At 70.1% G+C, this 19,689-nt stretch carries 12 protein-coding genes; 6 read left to right on the top strand and 6 right to left on the bottom strand.

Features of this window, described 5'->3' with window-relative positions:
* Positions 1–363 precede the first annotated feature (363 nt).
* The 3 genes from LZ017_RS21135 to pbpC all read left to right on the top strand — a co-directional run bounded on the left by LZ017_RS21135 (position 364) and on the right by pbpC (position 9,702).
* Complete coding sequence (locus LZ017_RS21135) at positions 364–1,350, top strand: BMP family ABC transporter substrate-binding protein (RefSeq protein ID WP_241398911.1); 987 nt, start codon at positions 364–366, stop codon at positions 1,348–1,350.
* A gap of 358 nt (positions 1,351–1,708) precedes the next feature.
* Positions 1,709–7,441, top strand: a complete 5,733-nt coding sequence (locus LZ017_RS21130; protein WP_241398910.1) for an alpha-2-macroglobulin — start codon at positions 1,709–1,711, stop codon at positions 7,439–7,441.
* Positions 7,441–9,702: a penicillin-binding protein 1C gene (gene pbpC, locus LZ017_RS21125; protein WP_241398909.1), complete on the top strand. Its 2,262-nt coding sequence runs from the start codon at positions 7,441–7,443 to the stop codon at positions 9,700–9,702. Before LZ017_RS21130 ends, pbpC begins: the two co-directional genes overlap by 1 nt.
* Here the strand turns inward: pbpC and LZ017_RS21120 are convergent.
* The gene (locus LZ017_RS21120) at positions 9,662–10,246 is read right to left on the bottom strand and encodes a GNAT family N-acetyltransferase (RefSeq protein ID WP_241398908.1); all 585 of its coding nucleotides are present in this window, start codon (positions 10,244–10,246) and stop codon (positions 9,662–9,664) included. The two genes, pbpC and LZ017_RS21120, sit on opposite strands and share 41 nt — an antisense overlap.
* A 333-nt stretch (positions 10,247–10,579) precedes the next feature.
* Here LZ017_RS21120 and LZ017_RS21115 point away from each other — a divergent pair, with 333 nt between their 5' ends.
* On the top strand, positions 10,580–10,852 hold the full coding sequence (locus LZ017_RS21115; RefSeq protein WP_241398907.1) for a hypothetical protein: 273 nt from the start codon (positions 10,580–10,582) through the stop codon (positions 10,850–10,852).
* Positions 10,853–10,877: 25 nt separating this feature from the next.
* On the opposite strand, the gene LZ017_RS21110 is transcribed toward LZ017_RS21115, so the two are convergent.
* Positions 10,878–11,399, bottom strand: coding sequence for a GNAT family N-acetyltransferase (locus LZ017_RS21110; RefSeq protein WP_241398906.1), 522 nt, complete (start codon positions 11,397–11,399; stop codon positions 10,878–10,880).
* Between the two features lie 443 nt (positions 11,400–11,842).
* Between LZ017_RS21110 and LZ017_RS21105 the strand changes: the two genes are divergently transcribed.
* A complete protein-coding gene (locus LZ017_RS21105) occupies positions 11,843–12,223 on the top strand; it encodes an SET domain-containing protein (protein WP_241398905.1) in 381 nt (126 codons plus the stop codon).
* 125 nt (positions 12,224–12,348) lie between these two features.
* Here LZ017_RS21105 and LZ017_RS21100 read toward each other — a convergent pair whose 3' ends face one another.
* Together LZ017_RS21100 and alaS are read right to left on the bottom strand one after the other, a co-directional pair.
* On the bottom strand, positions 12,349–13,086 hold the full coding sequence (locus LZ017_RS21100) for a UPF0149 family protein (RefSeq protein WP_241398904.1): 738 nt from the start codon (positions 13,084–13,086) through the stop codon (positions 12,349–12,351).
* Positions 13,087–13,175: 89 nt separating this feature from the next.
* Complete coding sequence (alaS, locus tag LZ017_RS21095; protein ID WP_241398903.1) at positions 13,176–15,803, bottom strand: alanine--tRNA ligase; 2,628 nt, start codon at positions 15,801–15,803, stop codon at positions 13,176–13,178.
* 185 nt (positions 15,804–15,988) lie between these two features.
* Between alaS and LZ017_RS21090 the strand changes: the two genes are divergently transcribed.
* The gene (locus tag LZ017_RS21090) at positions 15,989–17,479 is read left to right on the top strand and encodes an NAD-dependent succinate-semialdehyde dehydrogenase (protein ID WP_241398902.1); all 1,491 of its coding nucleotides are present in this window, start codon (positions 15,989–15,991) and stop codon (positions 17,477–17,479) included.
* A 40-nt stretch (positions 17,480–17,519) separates the two neighbouring features.
* Here LZ017_RS21090 and LZ017_RS21085 read toward each other — a convergent pair whose 3' ends face one another.
* Both LZ017_RS21085 and LZ017_RS21080 read right to left on the bottom strand, forming a co-directional pair.
* Positions 17,520–18,800 (bottom strand): fatty acid desaturase, encoded by a 1,281-nt coding sequence (locus LZ017_RS21085; RefSeq protein ID WP_374109968.1) that lies wholly within the window; start codon positions 18,798–18,800, stop codon positions 17,520–17,522.
* Positions 18,801–19,625: a GNAT family N-acetyltransferase gene (locus tag LZ017_RS21080; RefSeq protein ID WP_241398901.1), complete on the bottom strand. Its 825-nt coding sequence runs from the start codon at positions 19,623–19,625 to the stop codon at positions 18,801–18,803. It abuts the gene before it with no gap.
* Positions 19,626–19,689 lie beyond the last annotated feature (64 nt).

The following is a 19,689-nucleotide window of genomic DNA, read 5'->3' as shown; positions in this document are numbered from 1 at the left end:
CTCGGCGCAGGGGCCGATTCGTGCATAAGTTCTCGGGGCGGCTTCCAGGCCGCAGTGCGCGGTGTGGACCTGCCGTATGCTTGATCCAAGGGCGTCGCGCGAATTCCGTCTGATTTGCGTCTGATGGCGGACTGATTTGTGGATGCGCGCTGCAGGTCGGCGCCATCCACCGAAAGAACGGGCCTTCCCGTTCACATGTCGAGGAACACCATGTCTCAAAACCTCACCCCATGGCCTTCTGTCGCTGCGCGCGAAGAGGCACCGTACGGATCGCGGCGGCAATTCCTGATCGCGGGTCTGGCCGCTACGGCAGGGCCCACGTGGGCTTCCCGTTCAGCATCTGCGGCGGCTGCGTCCCTGCAGGTGGGCTTTGTCTATGTGTCGCCGATCGGCAATGCGGGCTGGAGCTATCAGCATGAGCTGGGACGGCGTCAACTGGTCAAAGAGCTGGGCGCCAAGGTCCAAACCCATGCGGTGGACAGCGTGGCCGAAGGCGCGGACTCCGAGCGCGTGATGCGCGATCTGGCTCAGCGTGGCTGCCGGTTGATCTTCGCCACCAGCTTTGGCTATCTGGAGCCGGCCTTGCGCGTGGCGGCCGATTTTCCGCAAACGGTGTTCGAGCATGCGGGCGGCTACAAGACGGCCGCCAATCTGAACACCTACAACGCACGCTTCTACGAGGGCCGCTATCTGGCCGGCATGCTGGCGGGCAAGGCGAGCAAGAGCGGCGTGGCCGGCTATGTCGCGGGCTTTCCGCTGCCCGAGGTGATCCAGGGCATCAATGCCTTTGCGATCGGCATGCGCGAGGTGAACCCGCAAGCGCAGGTGAAGGTGCTTTGGCTGAACAACTGGTTCGATCCCGCGCGCGAGCGTGAGGCGGCGCTGACGCTGGTGAACCAAGGCGCCGATGTGCTGACCAATCACAGTGCGTCGCCCGCCGTGCCGCTGGTGGCGGAGGAGAAGGGCGTTCGCCTCATCGCCTACACCAGCGACATGGCGCAGTACGCGCCGCGCGCACAGCTGGCCGCGGTCACGCATCACTGGGGCGATTACTACAGCGCGGTGGCGCGCCGGGTGTTGGCGGGAACCTGGAAGCCCGAGCCCGTCTGGGGCGGCATGCATGACGGCATGGTGCGTCTGTCGGCGCTGCATCCGCAACTGCCCAAGGACTGGCGCCGCCTGGTCGAGCGCCGACAGCATGAACTGGTCACTGGGCGTCGCCACCCCTTCCAGGCCCGGCTGCTGGACAAGGATGGGCAGCTGCGGCACCCCGGTGGTCCGATGACGGACGCCGACATCGCGCGCATGGACTGGTTCGTGCAAGGTGTCAGCGCCTCGTTGAAGAGCTGATCGGCAGGGGCCGACCCTCTCCGTGGTAACGCGGGGACACAATCCCCGTTCGCGCGCCATGCGCGGCGTCGTCATTCGAGCCCAGGGCGCGGGATAGACTCGCCCGGTTTCCGCATGGGCAGCTGTCACGCCGTGTGGAGTTCGGGGAGAGTTCATGCATTACAGCCATCGCGGCGCCTCAGGGGAGGCGTCTTCATCGTCCTTTGTCCTTCGTTTCTCGTCGCCTGTCACGGTGGCGGGGACGGTGAAGACGGGCGGCGGGGACAGGTCTTGCCCGCGTGTTCCCCGGCTGTCCAGGCTCTGGGCGCTGGCCGGGCTGGGTGTTTGCGCACTGACGTCGCATCAGGCGGTTCTGGCCATGGAGGTGGTGTCCGCGTCGCCGCAGGGGCTGGTGAACCAGGCGGAGAACGTCGCGCTGCGCTTCCGCGAGCCGGTTAGCCAGCTGGGTGACCCGCGGCTGCCGGATCCGGCGACGCTGCAATGTCAGTCGGGCATCGTGGCCAAGGGCCAGGGGCGCTGGACCAGCGAACGGGAGTGGGTCTTCAGCTTCAGCCAGCCGCTGCCGGCGGGTGCGCGCTGCGAGGTGCGCCTGCGCGAGGACTTCAAGCCCACCGTGCCCCAGGCCCAGTCGCAGTGGCAGGGGACGACGCGCTTTGCCTTCCAGATTGCCGCGCCCAAGGTGATGCGCGTGCTACCCTGGACGGGCAGCGCGATCGAGGAGTCGCAGCGCTTTCTGCTGCAGCTCAATGGCGCGGCCGACCGCGCCAGCATGGCGCAGCGCATGTGGTGCGAATCGCAGGGCGTCGGTGAGCGCATCCCGGTCCAGGTGTTCGGCGACGCCGAGCGCGACGCGCTGCTGAAGGCCATGCGCTCCGAGTATGCGGTGCGCTCGAGCAAGGGCGGCGCCTGGGTGCTGGTGGGCTGCCAGCGGCCGCTGCCGGCCAATGCCGACATGGCCCTGGTCTGGGGCCCCGGTATCGCCGCGCAGGCCGACCCGGCCACGCTGACGCAGGGGGCCCAGCGCTTCCGCTTCAAGGTGCGCGCGCCGCTGACGGCCGAGTTCAGCTGCGAGCGCGAACGCGCCAATGCACCCTGCCTGCCGATACGGCCGCTGCGGCTGAGCTTCAGCGAGCCCGTGCCGCGCGAACTGGCGCTGCAGGCGCAGTTGCGCGCAGCCGACGGCAAGGCCATCGCGGCACAGGCACCCAAGAGTGCCGACGAGGGCTCGGACAAGGCGCCTGCGCTGCAGATGGTCGAGTTCCCGACCCCGCTGGCGGAACAGACCGAGTTCCAGCTCAGCCTGCCCAAGGAGGTGCGCGATGTGAGCGGCCGGCCCCTGAGCAATGCCGCCAGTTTCCCGCTGCGCGTGCGCACGGGCATGGCGCCGCCACTGGCCAAGTTCGCCGCGGCGCCCTTCGGCATCATCGAATGGGAGCGTGGCGGTCCGAGCCTGGTGCCCCTGAGTCTGCGCCGCGTCCAGCCCGAGCTGCAGCCCGGCCGCAGCGAACTGAAGGTCAAGCGTGTGCAGAACGAGGCCGAGCTGCTGCAGTGGTACGCGCGCATGCAGAAGGCCGATGAACGCGAATGGACCTCGCGCAAGGAGTCGCTGCTGGCGCGCGAGTCCGGGCTGCAGACTTTGGCCGTGCCCGAGTTGCAGGCCGCCAAGGGTGAGGCCGTGGGTGCGCTGGAGGTGGTGGGCGTGCCCATCGCGCAGCCCGGGTATCACGTGCTGGAGCTGCGTTCGCGCCAGCTCGGCAAGGCCTTGCTGGATCCGGCCCAGCCCATGTATGTGCGCACCGGCGTGCTCGTGACCAACCTGGGCCTGCATTTCAAGCTGGGCCGCGAGAACAGCCTGGTCTGGGTGACCTCGCTGGACAAGGGCCGTCCCGTGGAAGGGGCGACCGTCGCCGTGCACGACTGCCATGGCAAGCGCCTGTGGGAGGGGCGCAGCAACGCCCAGGGCCTGGCGACGATCGCGCAGGCGCTGCGCGAGCCCGGCTGGGACGAACGATGTCCGGCCGACCAGGGCCTGTTCGTCACCGCCCGCCATCAAAGCAGCGGGCAGCCCGAGGACATGGCTTTCATGTTCAGCAGCTGGCGCCGCGGCATTGAGAACTGGCGCTTCAATGTGCCGACCTCGCAGGAGGCCGAGCCCGATGCACGCGCGCACACCGTGACGGATCGTCCGCTGCTGCGCGTGGGCGAGAAGCTGTCCATGAAGCACTTCTTCCGGCTGGAGAGCCTGCAGGGCCTGAGCGATGCGCCGCCGGACAAGCTGCCCGATCTGCTGCACATCGTCCACACCGGGACCGGCGAAGACGTGGCCCAGTTGCCGCTGAAATGGCAGGGCGGGCGCTACGCGCTGTCGGAGTGGCTGGTGCCCAAGGGCGCCAAGCTGGGCCAGTACCGGCTGGAGATGGAGCGCGCGGGGGGAGGCGGACGTCGTTTCGGCAGCGGCAGCTTCCGCGTCGAGGAATTCCGCGTGCCGCTGGTCGACGCGCGCCTGCAGCCGCCCCAGCAGCAGCCCATGCTGGCCGGTCGCGAGCAGATCTGGACCGGCCAGCTGAACTTCATGGCCGGTGGCCCGATGGCGCAGGCGCCGCTGCAACTCAGCGCGATGCTGCGTCCGCGTTGGACGCAGTTCGCGGGCTATGAAGACTTCGCCTTCGAGCCGCCGTCCAAGGCGGGCGCGCGCGAGGGCGAGGAGGACGAGGGCGCGGCCGACGGCGAGTCGGACGGTCCGGGTGGCAACCGCCTGCTGCTGGACAAGCAGGCGTTGAAGACCGATGCCCAGGGCGGCTGGCGCTTCAAGCTGCCGGTCCCGGCTCAACTGGACCGGCCCACCGAGCTGCGCGTGGAAATGAGCTACCGCGACCCGGATGGCCAGACCCACACGCGTGGCGCGTCGCAGACCGTCTGGCCCTCCGAGCTGGTGCTGGGCCTGCGCGCGCCGAGCTGGGCGGCCCACGGCAGCAAGCTGCGGCTCAGCGCGCTGGCCCTGGACACCCAGGGCCGGCCGCTGTCCGGCCGCGAGGTGGTGATCTCGGCGCGCCAGCTGCAGACGCTGAGCACGCGCAAGCGCCTGGTCGGCGGCTTCTACGCCTATGAGCACCAGCGCGAGCTGAAGCCGCTGGGCGAGCTGTGCCGCGGCAGCAGCGACGCGCAAGGGCTGGTGCATTGCGAGGTGGAACTCAAGAGCTCGGGCCAGGTGGAGTTGCTGGTCAGTGGCGCGGACAGCGCGGGGCGCAAGACCCAGGCGGCGCGCTCCATCTGGGTCACTCGGGCCGGGGAACTGTGGTTCGAGCAGGACAACGACGATCGCATCGACGTGCTGCCCGAGCGCCGCAACCTGAAGCCCGGCGAAACGGCGCGCCTGCAGGTGCGCATGCCTTACCGCGACGCCCAGGCGCTGATCACCGTGGAGCGCGAGGGCGTGATGCACAGCGAACTGCGCCGTCTCTCGGGCCGCGATCCGTGGATCGAGCTGAAGATCGACAAGGATTGGGCGCCGAACGCCTATGTCAGCGTGCTGGTGCTGCGCGGCCGACTGCGCGAGGTGCCCTGGTACTCCTTCTTCAGCTGGGGCTGGCGCGAGCCGGTGAACTGGTGGCGCGAGTGGCGCGCCTCCGATGACTACCAGCCGCCCACCGCGATGGTGGACCTGGCCAAGCCCTCGTACAAGCTGGGCATGGCGGCGCTGCAGATCGGCACCGACAAGCACCGGCTCAAGGTCGAGGTGCTGCCGGCGCAGGCGCAGTACGGCGTGCGCCAGACCGCGCAAGTCAAGCTGCGTGTGACGCAGGACGGCCAGCCGGTGCCGGACGCGCTGGTCGCGTTTGCCGCGGTGGACGAGGGTCTGCTGGCGCTGGCGCCCAATCCCAGCTGGCAGCTGCTGGACGCGATGCTGCAGACCCGTCCCTGGGGCGTGCAGACGGCGACGGCGCAGAGCGAGATCGTCGGCCGTCGCCACTATGGCCGCAAGGCGGTCGCCGCCGGGGGCGGGGGTGGTGCGAGCGTGCGCGAGCTGTTCGACACGCTGCTGTCCTGGCAGCCCGCGGTGCGCGTGGATGCGCGGGGTGAGGCCACGGTGCAGGTGCCGCTGAATGATTCGCTGACGCGTTTCCGCCTCGTCGCGGTGGCGGACGCGCCGGGCCAGCGCTTCGGCAACGGGGATGCGGTGCTGCGCGTCAGCCAGGACCTGCAGCTGCTCAGCGGCCTGCCGCCGCAGGTGCGGGAGGGTGACACCCTGCAGGCCATGCTCACCGTGCGCAACGCCAGCGAGCGGGCCATGGAGCTGCAGGTCGGGCTGCAGGGCGAAGCGGCCGGGCTGGCCGACGGCGTCAAGCCGCCGGTGCTGATCCCCGCGGCCGAGGCGCGCCAGACGGTCAAGCTGGCCGCGGGTCAGTCGCGCGAGCTGCAATGGCGCTACACCGTGCCTCAGGGCATCACCCAGATCAGCTGGACCGCGCAGGCCAGCGAGCAGGGCGGCGCCAAGCCGGCCAGCGATGCGATGAAGGTGCAGCAGCAGGTCCAGCCCGCCGTGCCGCTGCGCGTGATGCAGGCGAGCCTGCGCCAGCTGGACGGACCGCTGAGCCTGCCGGTGGCGGCGCCGGCGGACGGTCTGGCCGACCAGGGCGTCAAGCGCGGCGGCCTGCAGATCGGCCTGCAGCCGCGCCTGTCCACGGCGCTGCCGGGCATACGCCGCTACTTCCAGACCTATCCCTACAGCTGTCTGGAGCAGCAGGGCTCCAAGGCCCTGGCGCTGCACGACCGCGCGGCCTGGAGCGCGCTGATGGCCCAGCTGCCCGGCTACCAGGATGGCGATGGCCTGTTCGCCTACTTCCCGCTGGGCAACAACAGCGAGGCGCGCGGCAGCGAGGTGCTGACCGCCTACCTGCTCTCGGCGGCGCACGAAGCCGGCGAGGCGGTGCCCGAACCGGCGCGCGGCAAGGCGCTGGACGCGCTGGCCGCCTTTGTGGAAGGGCGCATCCAGCGCCGCCGCTGGTCGCCGCGCGACGACGAGTCGCCGCGCCGCATCGCCGCGCTGGCCGCGCTGGCGCGCTACGAGCGCGCCACGCCGCGCCTGCTGTCCATTGTCGACACGGCCCAACTCAGCCAGTGGCCCACCGCCACCGTGATCGACTGGCTGCAGCTGCACCAGCGCATGGCCAACGCGCCGCAGCGCGAAGCGCGCATCGCGGCCGCACAGCAGCAGCTGCGCTCGCGGCTGAGCTTCGCCGGCACCACCTTGCGCTTCGCCGACGAGGAGCAGGACGCCTGGTGGTGGCTGATGGACAGCAGCGACGGCAATGCCGCCCGCCTGATCCTGGCCCTGCTGGACGACCCGTCCTGGCGCGAGGACCTGCCGCGCATGGTCACCGGCGCGCTGGCGCGCCAGCAGCAGGGGGCCTGGTACAACACCACGGCCAACTTCTGGGGCACGATGGCGTTGGAAAAATTCTCCGCGCGCTTCGAATCCCAGCCCGTGGCCGGCCGCAGCACGGCGGCGCTGAAGGCGGGCGCCAGCGCCAGCCTGGATTGGGGCAAGCAGGCCCAGGGCGGCAGCTTGAGCCTGCCCTGGCCCGCAGCCGCGTCCGAGCTCAGCCTGCGCCACGAGGGGGGCGGCAAGCCCTGGGCCACGGTGCAGGCGCTGGCGGCCGTTCCGCTGCGCGCGCCGCTGGACTCGGGCTACCGCATCAAGCGCAGCGTGCAGGCGGTCAGCCAGCAGCACGCCGGCCGCTGGAGCCGCGGCGACGTGATGCGCGTGCGCCTGGAGATCGAGGCGGCCGCCGACATGAGCTGGGTGGCGCTGAGCGACCCGCTGCCCACCGGCGCGATGGTGCTGGCCGGCACGCTGGACAACGAGGGCGAGCGCCGCGAGGGCAGCGCCTGGATGGCCTTCCAGGAGCATGGCGCGTCCGCCTGGCGCGGCTATTGGGACTACCTGCCCAAGGGCCGCCATGTGGTCGAGTACACCCTGCGCCTGAACAACGCCGGCCGCTTCCAGATGCCGGTGACGCGGGCCGAAGCCATGTATGCACCCGACCGCTTTGGCGAGCTGCCCAACGCGGCGCTGGAGGTGGGGCCCTGATGTCTCGGGCATGGTGGGCCCGGGCCGCGCTGCTCCTGGCGGGCGCGCTGGGGCCAGGTCTTGCGCGGGCGGAGGAGCTGCCATCCTTCGCCAGCGTGAAGGTCGCGCATCCGGTCTCCGACCGCGTGCTGCTGGACCGCCGCGGCGAAGCGCTGCAGATGCTGCGCGTGCGCCTGGACCAGCGCGTGCTGCCCTGGGAGCCGCTGGCGCGCATGTCGCCCGCGCTGCTGCGCGCGATGCTGCTGTCCGAGGATCAGCGCTTCTACGAGCACAGCGGCGTGGACTGGTCCGCGGTGGCCGCGAGCGCGTGGGGGAATCTGTGGAACCAGCGCACGCGCGGTGCGTCGACCGTCACCATGCAGCTGGCTGGCCTGCTGCACGAGGATCTGGCCCAGCGCGGGGGCGGGCGCAGCTGGGGACAGAAGCTCAGCCAGGCCTGGGTCGCGTCCCGGCTGGAGCGGCGCTGGAGCAAGGCGGAGATCCTGGAGGCCTATCTGAACCGCGTGCCGCTGCGCGGCGAGCTGGTCGGCGTGCCGGCCGCGGCGCAGACGCTGTTCGGCAAGTCGCCCGCCGGGCTGGACGCGCGCGAATCGGCGCTGCTGGCGGCGATGCTGCGTGCGCCCAATGCCAAGCCGGCCCAGCTGGCGCCGCGCGCCTGTCAGGTGCTGCGCCTGATGAGCGCGCCTGAGTCGGTGAACTGCAGCGGGCTGGAGATGGAGATCGGCGCCGTGCTGCAGCGCCGGCCCGCGCCGCCGCCGGCCGCGCTGCAATGGGCGCCGCATTACGCGCGCCTGGCCTTGCGCGGCGACGCCGGGCAGCCGACCGGCGCCGAACAGCGCAGCAGCCTGGACGGGCGCCTGCAGCGTTTTGCCGTGCAGGCGCTGCGCCGCCATCTGGCCGAGCTCTCGGGGCGCAACGTCGAGGACGGCGCCATCGTCGTGCTGGACAACGCCAGCGGCGAGGTGCTGGCCTGGGTGGGCTCCAGCGGCAGCCAGCTCTCGTCGGCCGCCGAGGTGGACGGCGTGCTGGCGCGGCGCCAGCCGGGCTCCACGCTCAAGCCCTTCGTCTACGAGCTGGCGCTGGAGCGCCGGCTGATCACCGCAGCCAGCTTGCTGGACGACAGCCCGGCCCAGGTGCAGACCGGCAGCGGCGTCTACCTGCCGCAGAACTACGACAAGCGCTACCGTGGCTGGGTCAGCGCGCGCGCCGCGCTGGGCAACAGCCTGAACATTCCCGTGGTGCGGCTGTCGCTGCAGCTGGGGCCGGAGGCCTTGTTCGAGCGGCTCAACCAACTGGGCCTGGCGCTGCCGGAGACCGGCGGCTACTACGGCCATTCGCTGGCGCTGGGCAGCGCGGATGTGAGCCTGCTGGCGCTGACCAATGCCTATCGCGCGCTGGCCAATGGCGGGCTGTATGGCGAGGTCCGGCTACCGAGCTCGGCCGCGCGCGCCGGCGCGCCGCGGCGCGTGACCCAGGCCGGGGCCACGCACATCGTCACCGAGATGCTGGCCGACAACAACGCGCGTGCGCTGAGCTTCGGGCTGGACAACGCGCTGGCGCTGCCCTTTGCCGCCGCGGCCAAGACCGGCACCAGCAAGGACATGCGCGACAACTGGTGCCTGGGCTACAGCGCCCGCTACACCGTGGGGGTGTGGGTGGGCAATGCCAGTGGCGAGCCCATGCATAACGTGCTGGGTGTCAGCGGCGCCGCGCCGATCTGGCACGAGCTGATGCTGGCGTTGCACGGCGGGCGCGCGCCGCAGCCCTCGGCGGCAGCCGGCGCGGGGTTCCTGCGGCCCGTCGGCGTCGTGGAGCGCGAAGTCCGCTTTGAGAATCCCGCCGGCGTGGCCGAGCCGGCACGGCGCGAGCTCTTCCTCGCCGGCACCGAGCTGTCGCTGGTACGGGCGCAGGAGCCCCTGCTGGCCATCGCCAATCCGCGCGACGGCGCGATCTATGCGCTGGACCCCGACATCCCGCCGCAGGCGCAGCGGCTGCGCTTCGCGCTGCAGGGCCGCGCCGAACCGGGCATGAGCTGGCGGCTCAACGGGCGGCGCATCGCCGCGGTGAGCCGCGAAGGCTCGCTGGACTGGCTGCCCATGCCCGGGCGTCACCGGTTGGCGCTGGTCGACGCGCGCGGCCAGGTGCGTCAGGAGCTGGGTTTCGAGGTGCGCGGCGCGCAGCTGCGCGAGCCCGCCGGTGCCACCAAGCCCGCGCCGGCGCTCAGCCCACGGGCGGCAGCCCGTCCGGCCAGTCCGGGTTGAGCAGCGACCAGATCTCGTGGTCGCGCCAGGCGCCGGCGATGAACAGGTAGCGCGGCGCCAGGCCTTCGCGCCGGAACCCCAGGCGCTGCAGCAGCGCGCTGCTGCGGCGGTTCACCGGCTGCACCGCGGCCTGCACACGGTGCAGCCGCAGTGGGCCCGAGAACACCTCCTGGAGCCCGCGGGCCAGCGCCTCGCCCATCAGGCCTTGCCCCTGGCAGCCCTGGTCCAGCGAATAGCCCAGCAAGGTGTTCTGAAAGGGCCCGCGCGCGATTGCCGAAAAGTGCAGGGTGCCGACCACGCGCTCGGGCTGGGCGCGCATGCACAGCCAGTAGCGCAAGCCTTGTCCGTCCCCGAAGGCCTGCAGGGCCTGCGCCATGCGCCGCGCCTGGCCTTGCAGCGTGAGCACGTCGGCCGGCTGCGGCGGATCCCAGGGCGCCAGGTGGGCCTGGTTGCGCACGAAGAAGTCCAGCACCGCCGGCGTCAGCGTGGGGGAGGGCGGGCACAGCATCAGCCGTTCGCTGAGCAAGGGCGACAGGGTCGGCATCAGGGCGGCAGCATGGAGGCGGGCGGGCCTCGCATCCAGGCAAAGCGAAAGGTTGACGATCTTAGCCTTTGCGCAGGGGGCGGCAGCCGTCCGTGCCGTGGGCGCAGGACGCACGTCGCGATTCGCCCGGAATTGCAGCAGGTGGCACCGGCAAGACCGCAGTTCGTCGCGTCCGGCTGGTGTTTCCAGCCATGGCTTTCGATACTCCCGTCATCGTGGCGTCAGCCTCTCACGGATGCGCGGGTTCCCGCAGCGTTCCGTGGCCCTTCGGGGCCGGGCGGGCCTGTCCCGTTCCCGGGAGAGTCGGGATGGACGCCGCAAGGGGAGAACAACATGTCTGCCAACATCGTCCAAGGCCTGGCGTCCGGCGTCCTGGCCGCCCTGCTGCTGATTCCGACCGCGCCGGTGCAGGCCAGCGAAGTCGTCAAGCTGGCGCGCCTGATCGTGACCGGCAAGCGCATCAGCAGCGACGTCCAGATGCAGCGGCTGCCGCCGGTGGTGGTGCACGGCCGGCGCGCCTCGGAGGCCGAGGGCGACCAGCTCGCCGCCGGGCCGGACGCCGGCGGCGAGGCGCGTCGCAGCGGTTACTGGCCCCGGGCCCTCTGACGGGCCCGGAACCTCTCGTTCTGGCTCATGCCCAGCTCGGCGGCTGCGGGTTGAGTCGGGCCATGCTGAAACAATCCACATAGCGGCCCGCCCGCAGCGCATAGGCGCGCAGCCGGCCTTCCTCCTCGAAGCCATGGCGGCGGTAGAGCCGGATGGCGCGCTCGTTGTCGACATACACCGTCAGCTCCAGGCGCAGCACCCCCAGCCATTGGTCCGCCTGCTCCACCAGAGCGCCCAGCAGCGTGTGGCCCACGCCCCGGCCCTGCGCGTCGGGGTGCACGCTCAGGCCGAGGGTCATCGCATGCCGGCGCCGGACCGCCGGCCCCACCGCATGCAGGCCGGCGCTGCCGACCAGACGTTCGCCATCGAACGCCAGCAGCTGCAGCTCGGTGCTGGCCGGGTCCACCGGCGCGGCCAGACGCTGGCGCCACAGGGCTTCATTGGCGTAAGGCAGCTGCAGCAGCCCCGGCTGCACGCCGGGATGGGCGAGCAGTTCCGCCAGGGCGGCGGCATCGTCGGGGCGGGGGCGGCGCAGGCTCAGTTCCATCAGGATCTCCGGGGTTTTGGCAAGAGTCGCTCGGTCGAGCGGGGCGGAAACGAACAAGGCCCGCGGGGTGCGCGGGCCTTGTTCAGGGGGAGGGCTGGAATCGGGTGTCTACCGCGCTGGACACCGATCCTCACACTGCATGCCAACTACCTGGCCCACCCGGTCCATCTGGACGGGGGCGGCGGCTTGCACGACGGTGCTTAGGTCGCAGTGGTGAGGGCGGGGTGACATGAGGGCCAGTATGCGGACCGTGATCGGCCGACGTCAATCGTCATGCGGGCGCGTGGGGGTGGCGCGACAATGCGGGGCTGTCGCCGTCCATCAGCCGCCCGCCTGTTCCCATGCCACGCCTCACCTCGCTTCCCATCTCGAATGTCACCCCGGCCGAGCCTGCCGCGACGCCGCGGGGGCAGCCCGGGCCCGCCGAGCGCTTTGCATTGCGCGTGGGGGACAGCGCGATCGACGGCCTGGGCGTGTTCGCGCTGGAGCCCATTCCGGCCCGGCGCAAGATCGGCGAGATGCGCGGCGAGCTGATCTCGGTGCGCGAGGCGCGCCGCCGCGTGCAGGGCCGCCAGCGCATCCACATGGTCGAGGTATCGGCCCGCACGGCCGTCGACGCGAGCGACACGCCCGGCGCGCTGCGCCACATCAACCACAGCTGCGCGCCCAATGCGGTGCTGCGCATCCGCCAGGGGCGGGTGGAGTTCTACGCGATCCGCGAGATCGCGGCCGGCGAGGAGTTGAGCTGCGACTATGGCGAGAGCCACCACGAGGGGCGGCTGCGCTGCCGTTGCGGCGCGCCCAACTGCAAGGGCCGGCTCTGAACGCCCGAGCAGACCGGGCAACCCAAGACGCGCCCCATCGATTCCTTGCGCCATGGACAGACGGGCCCCGCAGGGCCCGTCGCTGACGCGAGCGACCGGCCCCGCCGGTCCGCTCCGAGTGGCACTCAGTGCGCCGCGCCGCCGTCCGCGTCGTTGGCGGCCTCGTCGCCTTCGTCGGTCGAGCCGTCTTCCTGCTGCAGCCAGAACAGGCGCAGGTCCTGCACGGTGAACAGTGCGTCGTCGATCAACGCATTCTGGTCGACCTCGTCGGGCCCTTCATAGGCCTCGCCGATGTAGGCCTGGCGCGCTTCGCTGCCTTCGGGCAGGGTCACGGCCGCGATGGCCTGCAGCATCAGTGCCAGGTCCTGGCCGGCGTCGCTGTCGTCCAGCATCCAGGCCTCGCTGTCGCGCACCGCGCGCAGAAAGCCCTCGGCCCACATCACGCCGGGGGCGGGCAGGTTGTCCATCTGCTCGGCGCTGATCAGGCCCTGGGCGATCAGCTGGTCGCGCGTGTCCTCGTCGAACTCGGAGATCAGCGGATTCAGCTGCATCTGCTCCGGCGCCTCGATCAGCGCCTGCGGGTCCAGGCTCTCGCCGATCTCGTTCCAGCGCAGGTGCAGCGCGTCCATGAAGGCTTCGGTCTGCTCCTGGGCCTCCAGCGCGGCGGGCCAGTCCTCGCCGAACAGCGCGTCCATGGCTTGGATGGGGGCGGCCGGCACCGGACCGGCCTGCAGCGCGGTCATGTAGCCGTCCAGCGTGTCGATGGTGACGGCCGGGGCGTTCTCGTCGGCGGCGGCGGCCACGATGGCCAGCAGCTCGGCCAGGCGTTGGGCGTTCTCGACGTCCAGCGGCATGTCGTTCATGGGAATCTCCTTCAATGGAGAAGGGCCCGACGGGGCCCTTCATGATAAGTGTTCAAACGGGGTCAGGTCTTGCCCCCGCTTGGCGTGGATCAGAGGCGCTCGGTCACCCAGCCCTGCACGCTGGCCAGCGCCGCGGGCAGCGCGGCCGGCTGCGTGCCGCCGGCCATGGCCATGTCCGGCTTGCCGCCACCCTTGCCGCCCACCTGCTGGGCGACGAAGTTGACCAGTTCGCCGGCCTTGATCCTGGCCATGCTGTCGGCGGTGACGCCGGCGGCCAGCTGGACCTTGTCGCCGTCCACTGCGGCCAGCACGATGGCGGCGCTCTTGAGCTTGTCCTTGAGCTTGTCCATGGTCTCGCGCAGGGTCTTGGCGTCGGCGCCGGCCAGGGTGGCGGCCAGAACCTTGATGCCCTTCACGTCCACGGCCTGGGTCAGCAACTCGTCGCCCTGGGCCGAGGCCAGCTTGCTCTTCGCGGCAGCGAGTTCCTTCTCGAGCGCCTTGACCTGGTCCAGCACCGCATGGATGCGCGGCTCCAGCTCGGTGGGCGCGGTCTTCAGCGTGCCGGCGACGGCCTGCACGGTCGACTCCAGCTGCTGCAGATAAGCCAGCGCGTTTTCGCCGGTGACGGCTTCGACGCGGCGAACGCCGGCGGCCACGCCGCCTTCGGCGACGATCTTGAACAGGCCGATGTCACCGGTGGCCTTGACGTGGGTGCCGCCGCAGAGTTCCTTGGACGAGCCGATGGAGAGCACGCGCACGGTCTCGCCGTACTTTTCGCCGAACAGCATCATCGCGCCGCTCTTTTGCGCGTCGTCCAGCGCCATCACCTCGGCCTTGGCGCCGGCGTTGGCGAGGATCTCGGCATTGACGAGGGCTTCGACTTTGCGAATCTCCTCGGCCGTCAGCGGCGCGTTGTGCGCGAAGTCAAAGCGGGTGCGCTCGGCGTTGACCAGCGAGCCCTTCTGCTGCACATGGGCGCCCAGCACCTCGCGCAGGGCCTTGTGCATCAGGTGGGTGGCGCTGTGGTTGCGCACGGTGCGGGCGCGCGCCTCGGCATTCACCTGGGCCTTGAAGACGTCACCGACCTTGACCGCGCCTTCGAGCACGCGGCCATGGTGGCCGAACACGTCGGCCTGGATCTTCAGCGTGTCGTCGACGACGACGCGGCTGCTCGCGTTGCGCAGCTCGCCGCGGTCGCCGACCTGGCCGCCGCTCTCGGCGTAGAAGGGGGTGTGGTCCAGCACCACGACGACGTCGTCGCCGGCCTGCGCTTCGGGCACGGAGACGCCGTCGACATAGACGGCGGTGACCTTGCTGGTCTCGCAGGCCAGGTGTTCGTAGCCGTGGAAGGCGGTGGGCGCGCCGCTGTACTCCAGCCCCTGCGCCATCTTGAATTTGCCGGCCGCGCGGGCCTGCTCGCGCTGCTTGGCCATCGCGGCATCGAAGCCGGCCTGGTCCACGGTCACGCCGCGCTCGCGGCAGACATCGGCGGTCAGGTCGACGGGGAAGCCGTAGGTGTCGTGCAGCTTGAAGGCGGTCTCGCCGTCGAGCTGTTGGGGGCCGCCGGCCAGCGCCGCTTCGAGGATTTCCATGCCGTTGGCGATGGTCTGGAAGAAGCGCTCCTCTTCCTGCTTCAGCACCTCGGTCACGCGCGCCTGAGCCTGGCGCAGCTCGGGATAGGCATCGCCCATCTGCTGGACCAGTTCGGCGACGATCTTGTGGAAGAAGGGGGTGCGGGCACCCAGCTTGTAGCCGTGGCGGATGGCGCGGCGGGCGATGCGGCGAAGCACATAGCCGCGGCCTTCGTTGCCGGGGATCACGCCGTCGACGATGGTGAACGAGCAGGCCCGGATGTGGTCGGCGATGACCTTCAGCGACGCGCTGTCCTTGTCGCAGTCCCCGGCGCCGGCGCCATCGACTGCGGCCTTTGCCGCCGCGAGCAGCGCGACGAAGGTGTCGATCTCATAGTTGCTGTGCACATGCTGCAGCACCGCCGCGACGCGCTCCAGCCCCATGCCGGTGTCCACGCTGGGCTTGGGCAGCGGGTGCATCACGCCGTCTTCGGTGCGGTTGAACTGCATGAAGACGTTGTTCCAGATCTCGATGTAGCGGTCGCCGTCCTCGTCCGGGCTGCCGGGGGGGCCGCCGGCGACTTCGGGGCCGTGGTCGTAGAAGATCTCGGTGCAGGGGCCGCAGGGGCCGGTGTCGCCCATCATCCAGAAGTTGTCGGACATGTAGCGGCCGCCCTTGTTGTCGCCGATGCGCACGATGCGCTCGGCGGGCACGCCGACCTGCTTGTTCCAGATGTCGTAAGCCTCGTCGTCCTCGGAATAGACCGTGACCCAGAGCTTCTCGGCGGGCAGCTTGAAGTGGACGGTCAGCAGCTCCCAGGCGTAGGCGATGGCGTCCTTCTTGAAGTAGTCGCCGAAGCTGAAGTTGCCCAGCATCTCGAAGAAGGTGTGGTGGCGCGCGGTGTAGCCGACGTTGTCCAGGTCGTTGTGCTTGCCGCCCGCGCGAATGCACTTCTGCGCCGTGGTGGCACGGCTGTACGGGCGCTTGTCGAAGCCCAGGAACACATCCTTGAACTGGTTCATCCCCGCGTTGGTGAACAGCAGCGTGGGGTCGTCTCCGGGCACCACCGGGCTGGAGGCAACGATCTGGTGGCCCTTGGATTCGAAGAACTTCAGGAAGGTGTTGCGGATCTCTGCGGCTTTCATGCCTGTCCTTATGGCTGGGCGCGGCGGCGCGGCGCGGCTTGATCGAGGTCGGTAAGCGGTGCCGGATCGAGCCCCAAGTGCTTGATTCGGCGAAGTTTTCGATTATAGGAGGGGCTTGCCATTGCTCACGGATGCGGAGCCGAAAACCGCTAGGATGGCCAGCCCAGACACGAAAGAAGCACGAGATGGACAACGCGAGTTCGCCGCTGAGCACCCTCAAGGACCCCAGCCTGCTGAAGACCGACGCCCTGGTGAATGGGGAGTGGATCGCGGGCGAGGGCCGCTTTACGGTGCACGACCCGGCCACCGGGCTGCCGCTGGCCGAGGTGGCCAACCTGGGGGCGGACGAGGCGCACGGCGCGATTGGCGCGGCCAACACCGCCTGGCCGGCCTGGCGGGCCAAGACCGCCAAGGAGCGCTCGGCCATCCTGATGCGCTGGTACCAGCTGCTGGTGCAGAACGCCGACGACCTGGCGCGCATCCTGACCGCCGAGCAGGGCAAGCCGCTGGCCGAGGCGCGTGGCGAGATTCTCTACGGCGCGAGCTTCATCGAATGGTTCGCCGAGCAGGGCAAGCGCGTCTACGGCGAAACCATCCCCACCACCGATCCGGGCAAGCGCTACCTGGTGATGCAGCAGCCCATCGGCGTGTGCGCCGCGATCACGCCCTGGAACTTCCCGGTGGCCATGATCACGCGCAAGGTGGCGCCGGCGCTGGCCGCCGGCTGCCCGGTGGTGATCAAGCCGGCCGAGCAGACCCCGCTGTCTGCGCTGGCGGTGGCCGAACTGGCGCAGCGCGCGGGCATGCCCTCGGGTGTGCTGAACGTGGTCTGCGCCGACGCCGAGCGTTCCATCGAGGTCGGACAGGCGCTGTGCGGCAGCGAGGTGGTGCGCCACCTGTCCTTCACCGGTTCGACCGAGGTCGGCCGCATCCTGATGGCGCAATGCGCCCCGACGATCAAGAAGCTCTCGCTGGAGCTGGGCGGCAATGCGCCCTTCATCGTCTTCGACGACGCCGACCTCGACAGCGCGGTCGAGGGCGCACTGGTCAGCAAGTACCGCAACGCGGGCCAGACCTGCGTCTGCGCCAATCGCTTCTATGTGCAGGACGGCATCTACGATGCCTTCGTCGCCAAGCTGGCCGAGCGCGCCGGGCAGCTGCAGGTGGGCAACGGCTTCGAGGCCGGCGTGGCCCTGGGGCCGCTGATCGACGCTCAGGCGGTCGGCAAGGTCGAGCGCCACGTGGTCGACGCCAAGGCCAAGGGCGCCCGCGTGCTGCTGGGCGGCGAGCGCCTGCCCGGCGCGCTGGGCGAGCGCTTCTTCCAGCCCACCGTGCTGGCCGACGTGACCGGCGACATGCTCTGCGCGCGCGAGGAGACCTTCGGCCCGGTGGCGCCGGTGTTCCGCTTCCACAGCGAGGACGAGGCCGTGGCGCTGGCCAATGCCACCGAGTTCGGCCTGGCCAGCTACTTCTACAGCCGCGACATCGGCCGCATCTTCCGCGTCGGCGAGGCGCTGGAGTACGGCATGGTGGGCATCAACACCGGGCTGATCTCGGTCGCCGAGGTGCCGTTCGGCGGCGTCAAGCAGTCGGGCCTGGGCCGCGAAGGCGCGCATCAGGGCATGGACGAATACCTGGAAACGAAGTACCTCTGCCTGGGCGACATCCTGCGCTGACCGTCGCCGGACCGCCGCGCGCCGCGGCGGTCATGTCACGCTAGGCCGCGAGGCGTCCGAGGGAGGTCTGGCCGGTGGGGCGGCCCTTGAAGTCGGTCCAGTGCTGTGCGGCGATGTCGTAGAGCTTGCAGCGGCGTGCGGTGTCGAAGTACCAGCGCCAGGAGAACTGCTGGATGACGATGCGGCCTGGGAGGGCGTGCTCGAGGATGGCCTGGGCCTTCTTGAGGCCGTACAGGGGCACGCTCATGTCCACGTGGTGTGCGGTGTGCTCCATGATGTGGTGCATGAGGGCGCCGATCTTGAGCGGGAACTTGAGGTGGACGGTGGTGGAGACGAAGGGGTCGGCGGCGCCCCATGCGCTCTTGTCCTCGTGCCAGACCACGGCGGTGTGGGTGTGGTGGGCGTAGACGACGAAGCCGATCATGAAGTTCCAGAAGACGAAGGGGAGCACGAAGCCCCAACCGACGAGGGCCCAGGCGGATTGCTGGGTGGCGTGTGCGGCACCGACGAGGGCGGAGATCCAGACGATGGCGGCGGCGAGGGCGAGGGCGCTGTCGGCGAAGAAGATGGGCCGGCGCGAGGGCATGTGGGTGCGGCTGGGGAAGAACATTTTGAGCCACCACATTTCGATGAAGTAGTAGAGGCCCGGGGCCCATCCGCTGCGGTAGATGCGCTCGAGCAGGCGGCGAGAGGGGGAGAGGGAGGCGAACTCGGCCTGGGTGTAGGGGGCCCAGACGAAGTCCTTGCCCTTGAGGTTGGTGTAGCCGTGGTGGACGACGTTGTGGCCGACCTCCCAGAGGCTGTAGGGGGTGAGGGAGGGGAGGAAGGCGATGCGGCCGAGCCAGCGGTTGAGGCTGCGGTGGGGGGTGTAGCTCTGGTGGCAGGCGTCGTGGCCGATGATGAAGAGGCGGCCGATGACGAAGCCGGCGACGGTGCCGGCGAGGGCCTTGGCCCACCAAGGGGTGAGCAGGACGACGGCGCAGATGAGGGCGAGGAAGATGGCCCAGTCCAGCACGAGCAGGGCGACGGCGAGGCCTGTGCGCTGGGCGGACACCGGCGCCATCCAGGCGCGGATGTGCTTGCGCGCGGGAAGCGGGGCGCCGGGCGGCACCTGGGCAGGAGTGGTCGGGGCGGGCGGCGGCTCCGACACGGAGGCCAAGTCTTGGTCGGGGACCGGTGCCGTGTCCCTGTCGGCCCAGGTCTTTGCGACCACATGGGCCAGGTAGCGGTTGAAGCCGGGCTGGCGCTCCTCGGGGGGGAATTGCGGATCCCATGCGCCCTCCGAGCTTGCGGCCCAGGCGTCTGAACGTTTGTTTTTCATCTATTCGCCAAGAAAGTGCCTGCGATAGCGCTCTGCCAGATGCTGGGTGCGCATCAGGATGGGCAGGTCCGCCGTGTTGAAGCAGGGGTCCCAGGCCGGCGGCCCCAGCACCTGGGCGCCCAGGCGGAGATAACCCTGGATCAGCGCCGGAGGCTTGATCTCCAGTGAACTGTCGAAGCGCTCGACCGGCAGCCGGACCCGCGGCGTGACCTGCAGCTCGGCCGGGGCCATGTGGCTGACGCGCAGCTTGCGCCAAAGGCTTGCCGCGGCGTCGCCGCTGATGCGGCCGTCCTGGACCATGGGGATGCTGGCGCAGCCCAGCATGGCGTCGAGCCCATTGCCGGCCATGAAGGCGCCCAGCGCGCTCCAGAGCGCCATGATCACACCGCCCTGCCGATGGTCCGGGTGCACGCAGCTGCGTCCGACTTCCAGGGTCCGGGGCAGCAAGAGGTGCAATGCGGAAATATCGAATTCCGTTGCCGTGTAGGTGCTGCCCAGCCGCCGGGCCTGCGTCGGCGTCAGCACCCGATAGGTCCCGATGACCCGGCCCCCTTGGGGCTCCCGCACGATCAGGTGTTCGCAGTAATCGTCGAATGCATCCACATCATGGCCGGCGATCGGGGTATCCAGACGGGCCCCCATTTCCCCTGCAAATACCTCGTAACGCAGCCGCTGTACTTCGCGAACTTCGTCGAGATGCCGGGCCCAGCTGACGGATATGCCGCCGCCGGAGATTCCGGTCTTGGCTTTATTGGCCTGCCCATGGCTTGCTTGCGTGGACAAGGAAGCGCTGGGGGCTGTTGTGGAGTTTCCCTGAATTTCCATGGATGAGCTTCTCGAAACGAGCGTTCATTTGTTGGGTGGTCATGCTAGTCAGGGCTCATGTCGG

Source organism: Pelomonas sp. CA6, from assembly GCF_022549225.1.
Taxonomy (GTDB): domain Bacteria; phylum Pseudomonadota; class Gammaproteobacteria; order Burkholderiales; family Burkholderiaceae_C; genus Roseateles.
The sequence above is the reverse complement of the archived record's forward strand: the minus strand, read 5'-3'. Positions and strand labels throughout refer to the sequence as shown.